At 50.7% G+C, this 17953-nt stretch carries 19 protein-coding genes and 1 other RNA gene (1 of these 20 only partly in view); 6 read left to right on the forward strand and 14 right to left on the reverse strand.

The annotated features are described in order from the left end of the window. Positions 1 to 66: 66 nt before the first annotated feature. From ACSYSY_RS02445 to ACSYSY_RS02505, 13 genes are all read right to left on the reverse strand, one after another. Entirely contained in the window at positions 67 to 822 is a 756-nt protein-coding gene (locus tag ACSYSY_RS02445) for a TlyA family RNA methyltransferase (RefSeq protein WP_491707744.1), read from the reverse strand. Next, a complete protein-coding gene (dxs, locus tag ACSYSY_RS02450) occupies positions 823 to 2766 on the reverse strand; it encodes a 1-deoxy-D-xylulose-5-phosphate synthase (protein ID WP_491707745.1) in 1944 nt (647 codons plus the stop codon). Positions 2767 to 2773: 7 nt separating this feature from the next. After that, positions 2774 to 3673 (reverse strand): polyprenyl synthetase family protein, encoded by a 900-nt coding sequence (locus ACSYSY_RS02455; protein ID WP_491707746.1) that lies wholly within the window; start codon positions 3671 to 3673, stop codon positions 2774 to 2776. Then, on the reverse strand, positions 3674 to 3946 hold the full coding sequence (locus tag ACSYSY_RS02460) for an exodeoxyribonuclease VII small subunit (RefSeq protein WP_491707747.1): 273 nt from the start codon (positions 3944 to 3946) through the stop codon (positions 3674 to 3676). Positions 3947 to 4166: 220 nt separating this feature from the next. Then, complete coding sequence (locus tag ACSYSY_RS02465; protein ID WP_491707748.1) at positions 4167 to 5498, reverse strand: NCS2 family permease; 1332 nt, start codon at positions 5496 to 5498, stop codon at positions 4167 to 4169. A 79-nt stretch (positions 5499 to 5577) separates the two neighbouring features. Continuing rightward, complete coding sequence (locus ACSYSY_RS02470) at positions 5578 to 6972, reverse strand: glycosyltransferase family 2 protein (RefSeq protein WP_491707749.1); 1395 nt, start codon at positions 6970 to 6972, stop codon at positions 5578 to 5580. A gap of 5 nt (positions 6973 to 6977) precedes the next feature. Then, entirely contained in the window at positions 6978 to 8780 is a 1803-nt protein-coding gene (gene lepA / locus ACSYSY_RS02475) for a translation elongation factor 4 (RefSeq protein ID WP_491707750.1), read from the reverse strand. Between the two features lie 59 nt (positions 8781 to 8839). Further along, positions 8840 to 9811, reverse strand: a complete 972-nt coding sequence (locus ACSYSY_RS02480; RefSeq protein ID WP_491707751.1) for a peptidoglycan -binding protein — start codon at positions 9809 to 9811, stop codon at positions 8840 to 8842. A 4-nt stretch (positions 9812 to 9815) separates the two neighbouring features. Beyond that, complete coding sequence (locus ACSYSY_RS02485) at positions 9816 to 10859, reverse strand: flagellar motor protein MotA (RefSeq protein WP_491707752.1); 1044 nt, start codon at positions 10857 to 10859, stop codon at positions 9816 to 9818. A gap of 16 nt (positions 10860 to 10875) precedes the next feature. Next, a complete protein-coding gene (locus ACSYSY_RS02490) occupies positions 10876 to 11655 on the reverse strand; it encodes an OmpA family protein (protein ID WP_491707753.1) in 780 nt (259 codons plus the stop codon). A 65-nt stretch (positions 11656 to 11720) separates the two neighbouring features. Next, positions 11721 to 12560 carry an inositol monophosphatase family protein gene (locus tag ACSYSY_RS02495; RefSeq protein WP_491707754.1) on the reverse strand — a complete coding sequence of 280 codons (840 nt, stop codon included), beginning with the start codon at positions 12558 to 12560 and terminating at the stop codon, positions 11721 to 11723. Positions 12561 to 12564: 4 nt separating this feature from the next. After that, positions 12565 to 13131, reverse strand: coding sequence for an elongation factor P (gene efp / locus ACSYSY_RS02500; RefSeq protein ID WP_491707755.1), 567 nt, complete (start codon positions 13129 to 13131; stop codon positions 12565 to 12567). Between the two features lie 100 nt (positions 13132 to 13231). Continuing rightward, a complete protein-coding gene (locus tag ACSYSY_RS02505; protein ID WP_491707756.1) occupies positions 13232 to 14290 on the reverse strand; it encodes a lysine-2,3-aminomutase-like protein in 1059 nt (352 codons plus the stop codon). A 92-nt stretch (positions 14291 to 14382) separates the two neighbouring features. Between ACSYSY_RS02505 and epmA the strand changes: the two genes are divergently transcribed. From epmA to ACSYSY_RS02520, 3 genes are all read left to right on the forward strand, one after another. Further along, positions 14383 to 15381: an EF-P lysine aminoacylase EpmA gene (gene epmA, locus ACSYSY_RS02510; protein ID WP_491707757.1), complete on the forward strand. Its 999-nt coding sequence runs from the start codon at positions 14383 to 14385 to the stop codon at positions 15379 to 15381. 74 nt (positions 15382 to 15455) lie between these two features. Continuing rightward, on the forward strand, positions 15456 to 15854 hold the full coding sequence (locus ACSYSY_RS02515; protein ID WP_491707758.1) for a hypothetical protein: 399 nt from the start codon (positions 15456 to 15458) through the stop codon (positions 15852 to 15854). Further along, positions 15851 to 16570 carry a fasciclin domain-containing protein gene (locus tag ACSYSY_RS02520; RefSeq protein WP_491707759.1) on the forward strand — a complete coding sequence of 240 codons (720 nt, stop codon included), beginning with the start codon at positions 15851 to 15853 and terminating at the stop codon, positions 16568 to 16570. Before ACSYSY_RS02515 ends, ACSYSY_RS02520 begins: the two co-directional genes overlap by 4 nt. Here ACSYSY_RS02520 and ACSYSY_RS02525 read toward each other — a convergent pair. Continuing rightward, positions 16567 to 17142, reverse strand: a complete 576-nt coding sequence (locus tag ACSYSY_RS02525; protein WP_491707760.1) for a hypothetical protein — start codon at positions 17140 to 17142, stop codon at positions 16567 to 16569. The genes ACSYSY_RS02520 and ACSYSY_RS02525 overlap by 4 nt on opposite strands. A gap of 156 nt (positions 17143 to 17298) precedes the next feature. On the opposite strand from ACSYSY_RS02525, the gene ACSYSY_RS02530 reads away from it, so the two are divergent. The 3 genes from ACSYSY_RS02530 to ssrS all read left to right on the forward strand — a co-directional run. Continuing rightward, on the forward strand, positions 17299 to 17529 hold the full coding sequence (locus ACSYSY_RS02530; RefSeq protein WP_491707761.1) for a hypothetical protein: 231 nt from the start codon (positions 17299 to 17301) through the stop codon (positions 17527 to 17529). Positions 17530 to 17532: 3 nt separating this feature from the next. Then, a complete protein-coding gene (locus tag ACSYSY_RS02535; protein ID WP_491707762.1) occupies positions 17533 to 17913 on the forward strand; it encodes a cell division protein ZapA in 381 nt (126 codons plus the stop codon). 37 nt (positions 17914 to 17950) lie between these two features. Then, a non-coding RNA gene (gene ssrS, locus ACSYSY_RS02540) (6S RNA) lies at positions 17951 to 17953 on the forward strand; it runs 156 nt beyond the window's last position.

Here is a 17953-nt window from a genome sequence, read left to right on the forward strand (position 1 = left end):
TTCATTATAAATAAGAATATGAATAAGTTCTATCCTGAGTATACTTCAAAATAGAACGGAATTCTTTTATTGTGCGCCACTTTTCTTTGCGCAGATTAGAAACTCGACATTTCCTTCTGGTCCCGTAATGGGGCTTGTTTCCAGTCCTATAACGTTCCAGTCGGGAAGGGCCTTAAACCAGTCAGTAATTTCCTGGCAGACCCGTTCATGAACAGCAGGGTCCCGCACGACACCTTTAGGGCCAATATCGGCCCGTCCAGCTTCAAATTGTGGCTTTATGAGTGCGACGGCCCAGGCTCCTGCTTTGGCAAGGTCCAAGGCGGCAGGAAGAACTGTTTTCAGGCTGATAAAGCTGGCATCGCAAACAACAATATCAATCGTGTCAGGAATGAGCTCGCTGTTCAGATAACGGGCATTGGTTTTTTCCAGAACAATGACACGTTCATCAGAACGGAGTTTCCAGGCCAGCTGCCCATGACCGACATCAACGGCATAGACTTTCGCAGCGCCATGAGTGAGAAGAACATCGGTAAAGCCGCCAGTGGAAGCTCCGACATCCAGACCAACCATATTCTTTACATCAAGCTGGAAAGCCTTGATGGCATGGTCAAGTTTCAGGCCTCCGCGTGAAACCCATGGGTGGTCCTGACCTTTAACGCAGAGAGGCGTCTCCTCAGGAAGCTGGTCTCCTGCTTTTTTAACGGGTTTATCCCCATCAGGACCGGCATAAACCAGTCCCGCCATGATCAAGGCCTGGGCACGAGTGCGGCTTTCAACCAGCCCTCGTTCAACGAGGAGCTGGTCTGCGCGGCGTTTAGCCATTTAGCGTGAAAGCGCTTTGCGTGCTGTTTCAGCAATATGGGGGGCAGTCAGGCCCGCTTCTTCATATTGCGCTTCTGGCGTGTTGTGATCAATCCAGATATCAGGCAACGCCATGGGGCGGAATTTCACTTTATCCAGGAGGCCCGTTGCTGCCAGATGCTGCACGACCTGCGAGCTGAACCCGCCTGTGGCACCTTCTTCAAGTGTGATGAAAACATCATGCTTTTTGGCAAGCTGTTCAATCAGTGCTGTGTCAACAGGCTTGGCAAAACGTGCATCGGCCACTGTCACGGCAATGCCGTCAGCTTCAAGGAGGGAGGCAGCCTTAAGGGATTCCTCAAGACGTGTGCCAAGAGAGAGGATGGCAACACCGGCTTTGTCTGTATCGCGCACGATACGGCCTTTGCCGATCTCAAGAATCTCGCCCTGTTCGGGCAGCTCGAGGCCAAGGCCGGAACCGCGCGGATAACGTACCGCACTCGGGCCATAATCATAAGCCCATGAGGTTGCGGTCATGTGCATCAGCTCCACTTCGTCAGAAGGGGCCATAATGACCATATTGGGCAAGCAGCAGAGATAATTCAGATCGAAAGACCCTGCATGTGTGGCACCATCTGCTCCAACCAGCCCGGCACGATCAATCGCAAAGCGGACGGGCAGATTTTGCAGGGCAACATCATGCATGACCTGATCATAGGCACGCTGCAGGAAGGAGGAATAAATGGCGCAGAAAGGACGCAGTCCTTCAGTTGCCAGACCTGCTGCAAATGTTACGGCATGCTGCTCGGCAATTCCGACATCGAAAAAGCGGTCAGGGAATTTGTCGGCGAAAAGATTTAACCCTGTGCCAGAAGGCATTGCGGCGGTGATGGCAACGACGCTGTCATCCTGTGCAGCGCGGTTTGTCAGTTCCTTAGCGAAAACAGATGTATAGGTAGGAGGACCGGCGGGGCCTTTTTTCTGCTTGCCTGTTTCAACATCAAATTTTGCGACGGCGTGATATTTGTCCCCGGCCGCTTCTGCCGGCTTGTATCCCCGTCCTTTTTCCGTGATGACATGAAGCAGAATCGGGCCACGATGCTCAGCATCACGCAGATTGCGCAGAATAGGCACAAGCTGGGTCATGTCATGGCCATCAACCGGCCCGACATAATAAAAGCCCAGCTCTTCAAAGAGGGTGCCCCCCGTAATCATTCCGCGGGCATATTCCTCAGCTTTTTTCGCTGTGCGTTCAATTCCTGAAGGAAGACGCTTGGCCCATTTGCCTGCCAGATCACGAATGGAAAGGAAACGGTGCGATGACATGAGACGCGTCAGATAGTTAGACATCGCGCCAACAGGAGGGGCGATGGACATCTCATTATCATTGAGAATAACGATCAGACGATCGGCCCCGCGATCCCCCATATAACCGGCATTATTCATGGCTTCATAAGCCATACCTGCCGATATTGAGCCATCCCCGATGACGGCTATGACATTACGCTCTTCAAAGCGCGGGTCTTTTTTCGCCTGAATATGATGTGCCGCGGCCATCCCCAGTCCAGCTGAAATGGACGTGGAAGAATGAGCGGCGCCAAACGGGTCATACTCACTTTCAGAACGGCGGGTAAAGCCGGACAGCCCTCCCGGTTGACGCAATGTGCGGATACGCTCCCGGCGGCCAGTCAGAATTTTGTGCGGGTAAGCCTGGTGCCCAACGTCCCAGATGAGACGATCATCAGGTGTGTTGAAAACGGAATGAAGGGCTACGGTCAGTTCGACCACACCGAGGGAGGCCCCTAAATGCCCTCCGGTTGAGGAAACGGCATCAATGGTCTCGGCGCGTAATTCATCTGCGAGATTTTTGAGCTGTTCAACAGAAAGATTCCGCATGTCAGAAGGATAATGAATGCGGTCTAATGTTGGGTAACGACCAAAAGTAGGAATAGTTGAATGACTCATGAGACGTTTAGCTCCTGCGCTCAACAAAATAATCCGCAAGGGAGCGGAGAGTTTCTGCACGTGGTCCGAAAATAGAGAGGGACTCGCGCGCCTGTTCACTGAGGCGACGTGCTTCTGCACGTGCTCCATCAATACCTAAAAGGGCAACATAATTGGATTTATGAGCATTTTCATCTTTGCCAGCTGTTTTCCCCAGCTCTTCTGTGCTGGCTGTGCTGTCAAGAATATCATCAGCAACCTGGAAGGCTGTGCCAATATCAGCTCCATAACGTTGCAGGGCCTGCCGCCGTGGGTCATTGACAGCGACCCCGGCCAGGATAGCACCGGCTTCTGCCGAGTAACGGATCAGGGCTCCTGTTTTCAGGGCGTGGAGCCGTCTGACCTCGTTTAAGGGCAGCGAGCGTCCTTCTCCACGAATATCGATCACCTGCCCACCGACCATGCCGGCAGCTCCGGAGGCCCGGGCAAGGTGTAAAGCCAATTCAGCGCGTACGGAAGCGTCCAGACCGGTGGCAGGGTCCAGAATGACCTCAAAAGCACTTGTTTGAAGAGCATCACCCGCCAGGATGGCGATGGCTTCATTGAATTTCTTGTGGGTTGATGGCTGTCCACGGCGCAGATCATCATCATCCATTGCAGGAAGATCATCATGGACGAGGGAGTAGGCATGAAGAAATTCGACCGAGGCAGCCGCTCTTAACGCGGCGTCATGTGGGGCGCCAAAAAGAGAGGCGGTCTCAAGCACAAGAAAACCGCGAAGGCGTTTCCCGCCTCCGAGAGAGGCGTAACGCATCGCCTCGATGAGCAGGCTTTCATCACCTTCAACCATGGGAAGAAGAGAATCAATCGTCTGTTCAATTTCGTGACAGGATCGGCTGAGGGCTTCTTTGAGGGGAAGGGCAGTCATTCAGGAAGTCTCCTCAGGAGCGATAAGAGTGGAAGTCAGATCCTCAACAGCCCGGGACCCGTCATTTTTCTGTACAATTGCTTTAACACGCATTTCAGCTTCGCCCAGTCTTTCCTCACAATGCTGGCGCAGAAGAGCGCCACGTTCATAAGCTGTAATCGCTTTTTCCAGTGTTAATTGCCCGCTTTCCAGGTCACGCACAATGCGCTCCAGTTCGGACAGAGCTTCTTCAAAAGAAAGAGATTTCAGTGTTTTCTGGTCAGACTGGGACATGACAAATTACAAATAGGCCCGCTTACTGTGAAAAAATAAATATGGAGCAATGAATCTACAGCGATGCAGCATTTTTTTCCAGCCCCTCAATTGTCTCCAGACTGATACATAAATCATTAATGTCTGACCATATTTTAAAATCTGCTTCTCATTAAAGCCTGTTATAGCTTCAGTCCAGAGCTGAAGCCATATTTCTCTTATATAGTGATAAACGGTTTTTTTAGAAACGCCCTTGTAGAAACAGGTAAAGAACAAACAGTACATCCAGTCCCAGCAGGATCGGTGTCAGGCGAGAGAATTTCCCTGTGAAGAAGGCGATGCAGCTGTAAAACAACATCCCCAGCGTCAGGCTGAGCATGAAATTACCTGTTACAGCGGCAATCAGAAACATCAATAAAGGGGTAAGCATTTCCTCTAATGAGCCTGAAAGCTGCCCGAGGCAGCTTGCCATGCCAAGACCAACCATAATGAGCACGGGTGCTGTTGCAAGGGGAGGAATGGCTGCGATTAAAGGCCAGAGAAAACAGGAACAGAGAAAGAGTAAGGCAACGATGAGAGCTGTCAGTCCCGTACGGGCACCGATTTCTGCCCCTGTGATGTTTTCCACATAGGCAGAAACAGTGCTGGTGCCGAGGCTGGAGCCCATAACACTGGCGAACCCGTCAGCCACAAAAGCGCGCGAATTCACTTTTAAGGGTTTAGAGGCACTCTGGGCATTGGAGCGTTGTATCACGCTCATCAAGGTGCTGGTTGCATCAAAGAAATCACTGAGCAGAAGGTAAAGCGTGATAGGGAGCAATATCCCTATATGCTTGAAAAATCCGGCGAAATCGAAAGGGAAAAGCAAATGAACGGGATAATGGGGCCAGTCTGCAAAATGATCGGGCAATTGGGTGATGAAATGCCCATGATTATCAGGGATGAAAAGCCCGATAACGGTCATCAGGGCAACTGTTATTAAAAATCCTGCCGGAATCTTGCGGATCAGAAAAACGGCGCAAAGGACGAGACCTGCCATTGTCAGCAGAACGGAGGGGTTTGAAAAAGAGCCAAATGTCAGCCCTTCAGAGGAAGGGACTGCGATGCCCGCCGTTGTGAGGCCCAATCGTGCCGCAAAAGCCCCGATAGAGGCCTGTATTCCGATAATAATGACAGGAGGAAAGGCACTGATAATTTTCTGCCTGATCTGTGTCAAAGACAGGGCTGTAAAACATAAGCCGCTGAAAAAGACAGCTGTAAAGGCAATCTGGGGAGAAAAATGACCTTGTACAATGATGACTTCAGTAAACAGGACATTGCTGCTCATGGTAGGCGCAAGGGCAATGGGTAATTTTGCCCAGAGTGCCATGATCAACGTGCCGGCGATCGCACCTGCGATGGTGGTCATCACCATATCATGGCGGGCCAGACCGGTGGCAGACAAAATTGATGGATTCACCGCAACGATATAGGCCATTGCACTAAAAATCGTCAGGCCGGCTGTAAGCTCGCGCTGTATTGTGGAGCCGCGTTCTGAAATGCGGAAAAAACGGTCAAGCCATGAGGAAATCATGATAGTATTTTCATGTATAGAACGGAGGAATCATCGCCTTGGAAAACGTTATATCCGACATCTGAAACCCTGAGTCCCGTTACGGGTTTGATGCTGTGCGGAAGAACGCTCTAAGATAGGGGGGAAGCAAAGCCGCTCTGTCCGTGTCAGAAAGTGCGAAGAGGGCGGCCCCCAGAAGAGCCGGGGAGACCCAGGAATTTTCCTTGATTGCTTTGACAAGCCCTGATGCTGAAGGACCATAACGAAGTAAGGAGGACAAGTTTGTCAGTAATCGTGGCGCTGAAGGAAAAAGGGACGTATTGATTTCAACAGTTTCCAGCCAGAAAGCCGGTTTGCCGGGAAGGAAGATGCTCTGGTCCAGTCTGTTAATGAGACAGGCTGTCTCTTTTTCTTCCTTGAGATGGAGGGGAAGAAGGTCCAGTAACGTCTCAAGACATCCGCCGGAATTCTTTTTCGTCATGAAAGAAGCCGGTTTGTCTCCAGAGGGCGCCCATCCCCATAGAAATAATCCTTCCTCGGGGAGATCTTCATCTTTAAGATCACCGATCAGATAGAATGGGACGAAAATTGTTTCGGCGATTTCATCCTTATCCTGCCAGACAAGCTGCCCTTCACCAGGATTGATCACCAGGCGGGAGGTCTCTGACACAACTTCGTAAACCCTGAAGAGAGGGGGATCATTCTGTTCTGAGGGGACGGGAAGATCAGAGTTTTTCAGCTGATAGGATAAAGCCAGAAGAGCGGTTTGCAGAAGATTTGCGGCAATCGCATCACTTTCAGCAAGGAAACGCCTGGAGCCTGAAAAATATTCCTCATTATGGTTGTAATAGTCACGCATGGCCCCCTGGGAGCTTGCTGAGGCGTCATGTAAAATACGCCCCAACGACCAATCCACGTCATGGTCTGTCCAGCTGAATGGGTCCGGCAGATGTTCCAGGAGTGCTTCGGGGCGGCAGATAAAACGGACGATTCTGTGGTCTGCAAACTCCCGGGGAGCGTGATGGGTAAAAAGACTTCGTGGTGAAGGGCTGCGGCTATCCAACTTATCAGCATCGTGCCCGTTTAAGCCGAAAATGCACCAGTTAATGGGAAAAGACATTGTCAGCTTGAAGATCTCTTCACCATGTCTTTCTTTCAACTGCTTTACGAATTCTCGGACAGAAGCACCTTCGGGGTAGAAATATTCGTCAAGAGATAAGGGTAAAATCCAGTTCAGAGACTGACTGGCCTGATGGACCAGTTCTCTCTGGGCGGCTTCCCGGCGCGCCAGGGTATCGGAAATGGCGGGGTCAGTACGGGTAATCCTGATATCATAACGGTGTGCCGCTATTTGCAGGAATTCCCATGTACCGTCATCTGACTGATCATCACAGATCAATAAACTGTCAAAACCCACTGCCAGATGGTGTGCAATCCACCAGTGAAGGTCTTTGCGCGCATTGCGAACACAGAGCAGGATTGCACTTCTGGGCATAAATTTCAGTCCATTTTCAGGGCGGCAAGGAAGGCACTCTGAGGGATTTCGACCTTACCGAATTGCCTCATCCGTTTTTTACCTTCTTTCTGTTTATCCAGAAGTTTTCTTTTACGGGAAATATCCCCACCATAACATTTTGCCGTAACATCTTTTGACAAGGCGCCAATTGTTTCACGGGCAATCACTTTGGAGCCGATGGCGGCCTGAATGGCAATTTTGAAAAGCTGTTTGGGGATCAGATCTTTCAATTTGGCACAAATGGCCCGTCCACGCATTTCAGCAGCAGAGCGATGTGCGATAAATGAAAGCGCATCGACAGGTTCATGATTAACGAGGATGGAGATCCTCACAAGATCACTCTCTTCATACCCATCCATCTGATAATCAAAGGAGGCATAACCGCGTGTCAGTGATTTCAGGCGGTCATAAAAATCGAAGACGACTTCGTTGAGAGGCAGGCGGTAAACCGCCATGGCCCGGTTGCCAACATAGGTCAGATCTTCCTGAATACCGCGTCTTTCACTGCAGAGACTCAAGACGGAGCCAAGATATTCATCCTGAACGAGGATTGAAGCTTTAATCCATGGTTCCTCGATTTTAGCAATCTGGGAAAGATCAGGCATATCGGCAGGATTATGGAGCTCTTCAGTCGTGCCGTTTGTGCGTTCAATTTTATAGACAACGGAAGGCGCTGTCGCGATCAGATCGAGATCAAACTCGCGCGAGAGACGCTCCTGAATGATTTCGAGATGCAAAAGCCCAAGGAACCCACAACGGAAGCCAAAGCCCAGGGCAGCTGACGTCTCAGCTTCAAAATGGAAAGACGCATCATTGAGGCGCAGTTTTCCCAGACTGTCACGCAATTTTTCAAAGTCGTCTGCATCAATGGGGAACAAACCACACCAGACAACCGGGATAGAAGGTTTAAAACCGGGGAGTGCTTTTTCTGCCGGGCGGTTATCCAAAGTGATCGTATCACCAACATTACAATCAGCCACAGTTTTGATCGCAGCGTTGATATAGCCGATTTCACCGGGGCCGAGGGAGTCTACAGTCTTCATTTTAGGCAGGAAGACACCGACCTGATCGACATGATACGTGGCGCCAGTCTGCATCATGCGGATTTTGTCACCGCGTTTCAGGCGCCCTTCCTTGATGCGGACGAGAATGATGACCCCGAGATAGGCATCATACCAGCTATCAACCAGCAAAGCCTGAAGAGGGGCTTTTTCGTCGCCAGTAGGGGCAGGGAGTTTCTGGACCAGCGCTTCCAGCACACCCTCAATATTCAGGCCGGTTTTTGCGCTGATTTCAACAGCGTCATCTGCCGGTATGCCGACCACTTCTTCAATCTGCTCACGGACGCGTTCAGGCTCAGCGGCAGGAAGATCGACTTTATTGAGAACAGGCACAATTTCATGATTGGCATCAATAGCCTGATAGACGTTTGCCAATGTCTGCGCTTCCACCCCCTGAGAGGCATCAACGACGAGCAAAGACCCCTCACAGGCCGCCAGGGAACGACTGACCTCGTAGGCAAAGTCCACATGGCCCGGCGTGTCCATCAGATTAAGCGTATAAACTTTGCCATCTTTAGCCGGGTATGTCAGGCGGACTGTCTGAGCCTTGATGGTAATACCGCGTTCCTGTTCCAGCTCCATGGAATCGAGGACCTGCCCTTTCATTTCACGGGCGGTCAGGGCACCGCACGCTTCGATAAGACGGTCAGCCAAAGTCGATTTGCCATGATCAATATGGGCAATAATCGAGAAATTCCGGATAAGGGAGAGCGGTGTGTCAGTCATAGCCTGTCTATAAGTGATTCGGGAATGTTTGTCAGCATTGGCTGATTGTTAATGAAGACTCATCGATCTGTCAGACGGAATTCAATGCGGCGATTGCGTGCAAGGTCCTGCGGACTCGAGCCTTTGGCCAGAGGCTGGTAGTCTGAAAAACCGGTCGCGGCAAGATGATGAGGGTCAATCCCTTCTGAGATCAGCATTTTCACAACGGTAATAGCCCTTGCTGAAGAAAGCTCCCAGTTACTGGCATAAATTGTGTGAATGGGAAGCAGATCCGCATGGCCATCAACGCGCAGAATCCATGGGATATCGTTGGGAATCGTTTTGGCTATTCTCCGAAGGGTCTGGGCCAATGTCCGAATTTCCCTTTTGCCTTCAGCGGTGAGTTCAGCGCTGCCGGTCGGGAACAGAATTTCAGATGGGAAGACGAATCTGTCGCCTATAATTTCAATCCCACGTTTATTTTTAAGAATGTCGCGCAGACGGCCAAAAAATTCCGAGCGATAACGTTGCAGCTGCGTGACTTTATCGGCCAGAGCGATATTCAACTTCTGCCCGAGATCAGTAATCTGCTTGTCTTTGGCAAGGTCAGCCTTGGACTCGATATCGAGTGCACTTGCAAGGACTTCCAGCTGGCGTGAGAGTTCCGTAACCTGTTTGGAAAGCCTGATCATCGTGTTGAGTTGCGAGGCCTCGAAAGCGTTACTCTCATTTTTGATTTTTTCAATGGAACTGCTTTTATCAGCAAGATCTGTTTTAAGAGCGGCAAGCTGACTTTCTTTAAGCTGGTTATCATTTTGAGCCCGCTTGAGTTCATTCTGACTGAGAGACAGAAGTTCAGCCAGATGACTAAGCTCCCCTTTGAGAGAAGAAAGTGAGCGTTCCTTTTGTGAAACCGATGCAGAAAGAAGCTGCTGTCCAACCACAAAAATCAGCAGAACAAAGGTTACGACCATCAAAAGTGTGGACAGGGCATCTACGTAGCCTGGCCACGCATTGATTCCCTTTTGTGCGTTACGTCTGCGCCGTGCCATGATGTTATGGCTCTTCTCTCATATGGGCTCTGGCCCGCAAATCATCATGAATGACTCTGATCTGTCTGCCGATATCCTGAAGAATCTGTATAGAGGCCTGCTCACGGTTCTGTTGTTCCAGGGTCGTCAATATCTCGCGCAGAGCGGCAACAAGCTGCTGCTGGCTTTCCTGATTATCACGCACGATCGAACGTAAAACAGCCTGATTTTGTTGTAGAAGCGTAATATTTTCTGTCGTGAGGCTCATGAAATCCTGCACGTAAGGCAGCCAGTTCTCCAAGTTGGAAGGCAGAGGTGCCGCTTCATAGACAGGGGCAGAAGGTGCTGCGGCAATGACAGCCGGTTCGATGTCTGTTGTCTGGTTGGTGAGCCAGTCTTCCAGTTCATTGAAAAAGCGGTTTTGAGCCTGCCCGGCTGTCAGGTCAAGAAAGCCAACAATCAAAGCGCCGGCAAGCCCGAACATGGAGCCGGAGAAAGCGGTCGCCATCCCACTGAGAGGTTTTACAAGACCATTTTTAATATGGTCGAACATCAGAGCAACGTCAGAATCCGCTGAGGGCATGCCGCCAATGACATCTGCAATCGAACGGATCGTGAGCAGCAGGCCGTAAAAAGTTCCCAACAGCCCCAGAAAGATCAGAAGCTGCGTTATATAACGTGAAATATCACGCGCTTCATCCATGCGCATATTCAGACTGTCGAGAATTGTTTCTGCCGTCTGGTGCGAAAGTGCCAGAGGCTTTCTTTCATCAGTCTCCACTTTTCCGACCAGAGTAGAAAGGGTGCCGAGCAGGCGCATCTTGCGCCGGGTTGCCAGACCGGAACGAGCCTGACGCAAACTTTCGGCCCCATTAATTTCAGGATAAAGCCTGATGACGAGATGAATATTCCAGATCACGCCAATGAACATAATTGCAACGATCGTTCCACACAGTCCCGGATTGGACATGAACGCATGGACAAGCATTGGCCAGAGCCAGCCAGCCAGAGCTGTAATAATCAGAAGGAACAGGCACATTCTGACCAGATAGGATGTAGGGCGTGTCATGGCTTATCGGCTCTCCTTAATGTGAGGTGGCTGCCGCTTCGGGCATGGAAGAGTCAGGCGTAATTTTGACAGGATTTTCAAGAATATGGATATCGACACGGTCCGGTGGATTCTTGTCTGAAGCCTCTGGCGCACCATGAGCGATTGGGTAAATCCTCGTGCTGGCAACATGATTGAGCATGAGCAGAGAACGCAGAATAATCGCCCGTTCGAGTGAAATACGGCGCGGCATGGAGGCATCATCGGCTACGGCAGCGCCATAACTTTCAAGCCGGATCCGTTTCGTTGGCTGATCTGCGAGTGTTCTGGCAAGAGCCGTGATTGAATCAAGGGTCGCCTGATTAATGGCGGCCGATTGCGCGCCGAAAAGAACTCGTATCTCTGTGGGGCTGAGCGTCACGAAAGAGCTTTTTGCCTTGGGATCAGCCTTAACCTCTTCAGGAGCAACTGGAGGATGTTTCTGAACAGGGACAAAAGGTGGCGCAATCACGACATTTGTCGGGGCGGCGGCAGGCACAGCAGGAATTGTCGTATAACCGGGGGGAGAAGGGGGGGCTTTTTCCGATCTGTGTGCAGCGGAGATTGTGGAGCTTACCGAACTATGTGCCTCAGACGCATGGGGGGGGGTATGAACCCGTGCCGGTTTTGCCGACTGCGTCTTTGGAGAAGAGGGTGGGGGTGAAGGAGGCAGGGCGTCAAGATTGGTCGAAATCTGCGCCATTGCATCCTTATAGCAGGCAAGACCTGAAATAAGGGAAGTGCATAACAGGAAAGAGACAGTCAGTCTGGTTCTCATAATGTAATCCTAACCGGGGGAAGCTCTCTCCTGCAACCCTCTTCATGTCTTGCCGGAAGTCTGTTTCAGGGAGTGGAGGCCTTGATAATCGAGCTTTGGACTAGGTCTTTCAAAGGCCCATGGAAATGCGGATTGCCCGCAACGATCACGATTTCTTCCTCATCGAGGGCGCTAAGATCATTTCCTGCCGCATCTGTTACGTAGCCGCCTGCTTCTCTTACGATAAGCATGCCTGCCGCGCAGTCCCATGGACGAATCCCAAGTTCCCAATAACCTTCAAAACGGCCAGCTGCAACCCATGCGAGGTCCAGAGCTGCCGCGCCGAAGCGTCTGATCCCGGCGACTTTAGGCATCAGGGCACCCAGTACGTAACCAAAGGGCTTTCTGTGTTCTTCAGACACTTTGGCAAAGGGGATCCCTGTGGCAAAGACCGCTTCTGAAAGTTTGCGTCTGGCAGAAACGCGGAGGCGACGTTCATTCAGAAAAGCGCCAACGCCTTTTTCTGCCCAGAAAAGCTCATTGGCGGCAGGGTTATAAACCACGCCTGCGACAAGCTCTATGCTTCCATCAGGCATACGGCGTTGCAGGCCGATGGAAATAGCCCAGTGAGGCATCCCATGAAGAAAGTTCGTCGTGCCATCAAGCGGGTCGATAACCCAGCGCCAGCTCCAGTTATCGCTGCCTGATGCGCCACTTTCCTCCATAAGGAAAGCATAGCCCGGGCGTGCACGATTCAGTTCTTCTTTAATTGTGGCTTCAGCTCTCATATCAGCCTGGGAGACAAAATCTCCCGGACCTTTGATACTGACCTGAAGCTGTTCGACTTCAGCAAAATCCCGCAAGAGAGAGCGGGCGGCTTTCTGCACAGCATTGTGCATAACAGCCATATGGGGGGATAGGCGCATTAACTTAGTCCTTGGCGCGTTCTACGTAAGAACCGTCTTCTGTGCGGACGACAATACGTTCACCAGCTTCAACAAAAGGAGGCACGAGTGTCTTGACGCCATTGGAAAGCAGAGCCGGTTTATAGGAGGAGCTGGCCGTCTGGCCTTTGACAACAGGATCGGCCTCAGCAACTTCCAGTGTGACATGAGGAGGCAGCGTTACAGCAACCGCATCACCTTCCACCAGCTTAACGCTAAGCGGCATATTATCCTGAAGGAAAGCAAGCTGGTCGCCCAGAATATCCTGATGCAGCATTGTCTGCTCAAAGGTCTCAGGATCCATCAGAACAATATTTTCGCCATCCATGTAGGAATAGATGTAGTCTTTATCTTCTGTGACAAGACGCTCGACCGTGTCAGCTGTACGCCATCTTTCATTGGTTTTATTGCCTGTTGTCAGGTCGCGCATTTCCACCTGGATAAAGGCACCGCCTTTGCCGGGAGTAAGAATCTGCTGCTTCAGAACCGTCCACCGACGGCCGTTATGTTCAATAACCTGTCCAGCTCTGATAAGGTTGGCTTGCTGTTTCATGGAAGTCGGTTCTCCGCTTTGGTGATAATCCCGGTTTTATTTCTATAGCGGTTTCTAGCGTCAGCGAGGGGGGAGATGCAAGGCGCCTCTGCCTTCTTCTTTAACGAAACCGGTGAATTGTTCCTTTCGGAGATCTCACAGTCTCTTCAGGGGACTCCGGGCTCTCTTTGGGGAGCAAATATTCTGGCCCTATGGGGACTTTACCTTTTCCACCTGGAATATCAACCACATAATGTGGCCAGGCGAGGCCTGAAACACGCCCACGCAAAGCGGCGAGAAGCGCGCGGCCCTGCTCAATAGGGACGTGAAAATGAGCTGTGCCGGGAGCGGGGTCAAGATGATGCAGATAATAAGGTTTCACCCTGTTCTGGATCAAACCTCGTAACAACTCCTCCAATGCAGCGACGGTGTCATTCACACCTTTCAGCAATACCGATTGTGAAAGAAGCGGGATTCCTGATGTGACTAATGTACGGATTGCCATGCGGGCATCAGGACTCAGCTCTCGTGCATGGTTGGTATGGATGACAATCCAGAGCGCTTTTTCGGTTTCGAGAGCCTCTGTCAGGTCGTTCGTGATGCGTTCAGGTGCGGCAACAGGAACACGGGAATGGATACGGATTGTCTGGATGTGATTAATAGCATTCAGATGCTCCATGATGAATCGCAAACGCCGGGGAGAAAGCATCAAAGGATCGCCACCAGAGAGAATCACTTCCTGAATGTCCGGATGGTTATGAAGCCAGTCAAAAATCCTGAGCAGAGCTTCTTCGCTTAAGAGACCGCCATCAGGGCCGACATGTTCGCGCCGGAAGCAGAAGCGGCAATAGAGAGGGCAGATTAATAAAGGTTTGAGAAGAACACGGTCTTCATAGCGGTGAATTAAACCTGGAAGAGGGGAATAGGCTTCATCACCAATGGGATCTTCTCTTTCATAATCCTGAATAACGAGCTCTTCAGCGCTGGGGATGACCTGCCGCCCAATCGGGTCTGAAGGAGTTTCGATTAGAGATTGAAATGCTGGCGGAATGGCTGTGGCATAATGCTGGCCAATTTCTTCAAGCAGGGCATAGTCTTTTTCTGTTGCCAGTCCTGCGTCTATGAGAGATTGAGGCGTACGAAGAGTGGAGAGAGAAGAAGGTTCATGGGCGTTTTGCATAAATTGGCTCTAGCGAAGCTTGACTGAGTTATGCAACAAAAACTGTTCCTGCTTTGCTATGAAATTATACAGCATTTTACCTGACGGGGTTTATGGTTTCTCTTTCTCATCATTTACGTGCTCTGGCTGATAAGGCTCCCATCGTTAAAAAACGGATGGAAATGATGCGTGCCGGCAGAAAATTTTTTGATGAACGTCATTATCTTGAAGTGGAAACACCCTATCTCGTGAAAACGCCCGGCGAAGAGGTGCATTTGCATTGCTTCTCAACATGGCTCGAAAAGCCCGATGGCACGCCATCAGAAAAAAGATTTCTGCACACGAGTCCGGAATTTGCCATGAAGCGCCTTCTTGCAGCTTTGCAATGCCCTTTATATCAATTCGCCCGTGTCTGGAGAAATGGTGAAAAAAGCGCGACACATCTGCCGGAATTTACGATGCTGGAATGGTATCGCCCCGGCGCTGACCTTGCGTCTCTGATGGATGAAACCGAGGAATTCCTAAAAACAGTTTTGCCCCCGATTCTGGTATATGGACCGGATAAAGTGACTCTGACAGAGCCTTTCGAACGTCTGACGCTACAGGATGCCTTCCGCCAATATGTAGGGGCTGATCTGCTCGGCACAATTCATGATGCCCCGGCGCTAGCACGTCAGGCCGGTGTTACTTTGCGGGAAGGTGAAAACTGGGAGGACCTGTTTTTCCGTCTGATGATGGAAAAAATAGAACCCTATATCGGGCGTGAGAGACCCACATTCCTGACGCACTGGCCTTCACCGCAAGCTGCTCTGGCCAGACGTGATCCTCAGGAGCCGCGCGCGGCACTTCGTTTTGAGCTCTATGCGGCTGGGTTGGAACTGGGAAATGCGTTTGAGGAACTGACAGACGCGGCAGAGCAGAGAGTGCGTTTTACAGAGGATAGAGCCCGTAGAGTATCGCTTTACGAAGAGCGTGATTGGCCTCTGGACGAAGATCTTCTGCGGGATCTGCCTTATATGCCCCCTTGTTCTGGAATCGCTGTAGGGTTTGATCGTCTCGTTATGCTCGCAACAGGAGCACCCCGGATTGAGGATACTCTCTGGTTTGGATGACGTCACGTGGTAGGATCAGAATCATGATACGATCAGGGATCAGGGATTAGGGGCAGGGGGCTGAAATGAGGACAATGAGTAGGCGATTCGTTTGGGGATACGCATTTTCGGTAATTCTGACGGGTTTGTTTCTGTCAGGTTGCGCAACATCCCCATTGCAGCAGAAAAAGCTCCTTAATTCACTTATCGGGCAGTCATCGCTTGAAGTCGTGAGGACTTTTGGGGTCCCTTCAGCGACTTTTCGTACGCAGAATCATGATTTCATGTCTTATCTTGTGACGGATACGCAATATTTCCCGGGCTCTCCAGACTGGGGATGGGGCTGGGGCGGCGGTTATGGATTCTGGGGTGGCCCCGGCCCATGGGGGGCAGGGGGGCTTCCTCCCAGCTATTCCACAACATCATGTCAGACGCTGTTTGAGCTGGTGAATGACCGTGTTATATCGTGGCGCAAAAGAGGAGATGGCTGTTGAAGTCCCGTAATGCGTCATTTATGAAAACATGCTGTCAGATAGGATCTCTCATCGGATATATGGGGCTTTTATCCGCATGTGGAAGCAACGAGCCTGATCGACAGACACATTATTATGTCAAACAGTCGACTTATGCGGAGCTTCTGCCGGAAGCGGAGTCGGTTACCAATCAATATATTCCGTCGGGAAAAGGGCAGGCTCCCAACAGCCCGTTGGCCTATCATATGACGCCGACCGTTTCCTATGAGGATAACACCCTTGATGAGAATCTGAGTTCGTCCATCGAATTGTCAGATTATTACGCGGCGGTGCAGCAGGCCGGATGGGTCCGGTGGTTGCAGGCAGAGGGGCCTTATACCGTTCTTGCCTTACCGAATGGTGTTCTCGAATCCTATGGCCATAACTGGTCAGGTGGCCTGATGGCGCCAGCCAACCAGAAGCGGCTGTCTGATCTGATGGGCGATACGATTTTGCGCGGCAATTACAGTCTTGCACGTTTGCGTCATCTGGCACGTCTCTATGACGGCAATGCTGAAGCAACGACTCTGACGGGCAAGAAAATCTTTTTGAGACCTCTCCCGTCAGGAGAGGTGATTGTCATTTCAGCTAATGGGGCGACAGCGCGTATTACAAGCCAGCCATATCCACAATCCAACGGGACTTTATATGTGGTCAGTACCGTGATTGTGCCCGATCAGTCGGCAACGGAATATTAAATTTCTTCGGATGTGAGAGAGCGGAGCCAGTTCAGGTCACTAACCTCTCCATTTAAGGAAAATGAGACGAATTCCGCTCCTTTCCCCACGGCTTCAAGAGCTGAGGCGGGAGAGGAAGGCAATTCGGCAACGCAGGGCAATTCAGCAAAACCGCTCCATTTCTCTATGACGTCCAGGGCTTCAGCTGGGAATGAGACATAATCCGCTCCAGCTTCCCCGGCATACATGGCCTCATCAAGGGTCTGGCAGAAACAGCCTGTTTGCAGTCTGAATGATTTTAAAGCTGAAATTCCCGCTTTAAGGGCCGCTACGTCACGAAAATGTATACCGTCACTCTCTATTAGAGGAAGTGTTCCAAAGTCGGGCTTTTCTGGGGGAGCCAGAATAAGGGCGACGTCGTGAGTGCGGAGGAGGGACGTCAGGGATTTGATGAAAGTTCCAGAAAAGGATTCAGAGAAATCCAGCCGGAAGGCTGAGACGCGAGGATGCGCGACAATGTCTGATAAATGGTTCGCAAAAGACTCGCTATCATTCTGGAACGTCAGGGAGGGGTAGAGATCAAAATCTTTCATTTCGGCTCATGATGCCAGAGTCTCGAAAGGCTTTCCAGTCCTGCTCATGCAGGGATACAAAAATCCGCCTGAAATCTTTTTAAGAGAAAGAAAAGTCTTTTCAGACAAGAAGAACCCCTGATACTGTTGAAAAAACATAAGGGAATTAAAGCGGATATGACAGAGCATCCTGAGTCGGAACTCCATAATAATGATCCCGTTGAAAGGCTGGAGAATGCGCTGGTGCGTATGGCCTTTATCCTTGAGCAGCGGGATAGTTACATTGCAGAGGAGAAGAAGCGGAAAGAGGCTGAACTTGCCAGGGTAACAGCGCAGATTGATGCTTTGGAGAGCAGAATTACCACAATTCTGCAAGGGACTGCTGCGGTCGAAGAAAAGAAAGGGTGATTCATGGCGCAGGTTACGCTCAATATCACAGGGGCGACCTATGTCGTCGGGTGCAAGGATGGCGAGGAAAGTCACGTTCAATCGCTCGCGCAGGAAGTTGAACGGCGTTTAAATACCGTCAGGGCAAATCTTGCTCCAAATAATGAAACTCACGCTTTGTTTCTGACAGCACTTCTTATGGCTGATGAAATCAAGGATCTGCAGGCAGGGCAGCTGACCGATGATGCTCAGAAGTCCATAGAAGATGCGCGTCTGATTATTGAAAACCAGACACGTAAGGAAGAAAGACTTCAACAGGTTGCTGATTTGGCAGAAGACCTTCTGGGGCAAATTGAACAATTGCAGCCCGACCAGCAAAAGATAAAGAAGGATCAGGCGTCTTAAGCTTGAATTTTTCCTCCTTCAATGTCATATCACGGAGCAG

This window comes from Aristophania sp. ESL1100, from assembly GCF_058511235.1.